The organism is Ideonella sp. P3_A4, assembly GCF_056403075.1.
Genome location: NZ_JBFUGE010000883.1, coordinates 1 through 1,989, shown reverse-complemented (window position 1 = coordinate 1,989; position 1,989 = coordinate 1). Strand labels below are relative to the sequence as shown.

Annotated in this window: 3 protein-coding genes; 2 read left to right on the top strand and 1 reads right to left on the bottom strand. The window is 66.6% G+C overall.

Annotated features, from left to right (window positions below; all coding sequences use genetic code 11):
* Positions 1-480: c-type cytochrome (locus AC1DYI_RS34040; protein WP_477208524.1), on the top strand; the 480-nt coding region annotated here is incomplete at its 5' end.
* A 15-nt stretch (positions 481-495) separates the two neighbouring features.
* On the opposite strand, the gene AC1DYI_RS34035 is transcribed toward AC1DYI_RS34040, so the two are convergent.
* On the bottom strand, positions 496-996 hold the full coding sequence (locus AC1DYI_RS34035; protein ID WP_477208523.1) for a Rossmann-fold NAD(P)-binding domain-containing protein: 501 nt from the start codon (positions 994-996) through the stop codon (positions 496-498).
* A gap of 232 nt (positions 997-1,228) precedes the next feature.
* Here AC1DYI_RS34035 and AC1DYI_RS34030 point away from each other — a divergent pair.
* On the top strand, positions 1,229-1,989 hold a 761-nt coding region (locus tag AC1DYI_RS34030), incomplete at its 3' end, for a Crp/Fnr family transcriptional regulator (protein WP_477208522.1).

The following is a 1,989-nucleotide window of genomic DNA, read 5'->3' as shown; positions in this document are numbered from 1 at the left end:
GTGTCTGAACACGCCTCGGTCGCCGGGCCGATGGCCGAAGTCGTCTTCAGCAGCACGCAGTACCTCACCGAGCAGGACCTCGACGCGATGACGCAGTTCCTGGCTTCGCTGCCCGTGAAGCAGCCCGAGCCAGCGAAGAACAATCGTGCGGACGCCGGAGCGTATGCGCGAGGCGGCAAAGTCTATGAGGCGCAATGCGCGTCCTGCCACGGGGACCGAGGGGAAGGGGTGCCGAACATCTACCCGGCCCTGGCGGGCAATCGGGCGGTCAACCTGGGTTCGTATGACAACCTGGTGCAGGTCATTCGTCATGGCGGTTTTGCCCCAACCACCACAGGCAACCCGGCGCCGTTTGGCATGCCGCCGTTCGGGCAGACGCTGAGCAATAGCGACCTGGCTGCCGTCGTGACCTACATCCGCCGGTCGTGGGGCAACACCGCGGCGCCAGTGTCGAGCCTGGACGTGCTTCGCGTCGAATAGCGCTGCGGGCGCCGGTCAGGTGATCGTCGCCAACAGCATGGCCTGCACGACGTAGCGCTGCTTGTCGGCCCAGGGCTCGTTGCCGGCGAGTTGGCGTGCCAGGTCTGCATTGGCGTGTGAAGGCGGCGCCAGTCCGTCGTACACCGGGATGCCGGCTGCATCGGCCAGTTGATTCACCAGCGACGGCGGCAGTCCCTGGCACTCGACGGCGTCGTACAGGCGGCCCAGCATGCGTGCCGTGTCTTGCACCTCGCTCGGGGTGCTGTCCGGCGTGAAGGCCGAGCGGATCTGCGCCACGTGGGCGCCCAGCTCGTGGGCGGCACTGCAAAAGTGCCAGGCATCGCTCGACTCGTCAGCCCCACGCAGCAGCCCGAGTTTCTTGCCCCGCAGCAATGGCCGCGTGTCACCGGCTTGGGCGGCACGCTGCAACAGGCGAGCCGCGTCGAGCAGCGCCTGGCGATCGAACCGCGCTGGCAGCGCGGCATCGAGGTGGCCGGTTTGGTGGGACGGGAGCATGACGAAGAGCGGTCGGTCCGGGGTGCAAAAGCCTGGAAGTGAAGCCTACGGGTCCAACGGGGCGCGGCATTGATGCCCGTCAACCCCTCGCCGTTCGATTTGTGTTGATACCGAGCTGATACACAGCATTGACGCAGCGTTACCGAGCGACGCTGGCCGTTGGCATGCCGTTGTCGGGCGCTGCCTAGCATTCACTCATCGCCTCACGCACCGCCCTTCAGGAGAGTTCGACATGCTCAGCACCGCCACCTCGCACCGCACCCCGGCCTTGGCCCCCGTGGCGGCCATGTTCCGGGCACCGAGGAGTGATGCTGGTGCGAACCAGCGCGCCAGCCAGGCCATCGCCGACACGCTGAAACTGCTGAGCGACAAGCTGGCGCCGCAGCGCCGCGTGGTGCACGCCGGTGACGTCATCTACCAGGCCGGCGAGCAGTTCGGCAACCTCTACATCCTGAACTCGGGCTTCTTCAAGATCGTCACGCTGTCACCCGACGGGCGCGAGCAGGTGGTGGGCCTAAAGTTCCGCGGCGACTGGCTGGGCTTCGACGGCATTGCCAACAACCAGTACTCGTGCGACGCGGTGGCGATGGACATCGGCGAGGTCTGGGTCATTCGCTACGACGCACTGCTCTCGGCCTGCGCGTCGCAGCCGGCGCTGCTGACGGTGCTGCACGGTGCGATGAGCCGCGAAATCGCCCGCGACCGCGACTCGCTGATGTCGGTGTGCACGCTGCCGGCCGACGCGCGCGTGGCCGATTTCCTGCGCTACTGGGCCGAATCACTCGCCAAGCGTGGCCTGCGCACCGACCAGATCACGCTGCGCATGACGCGTGCCGAGATCGGCAACTACCTTGGCATGACGCTGGAAACGGTGAGCCGCGCGCTGTCCAAGCTGGCACGCGACAAGCTGATCCACTTCGTTGAGAAGGGCCGCCGCGACATCCACATCCCCGAAGTCAATGCGCTGAGCGAGTTCATCCAGGGTTGCTTGGC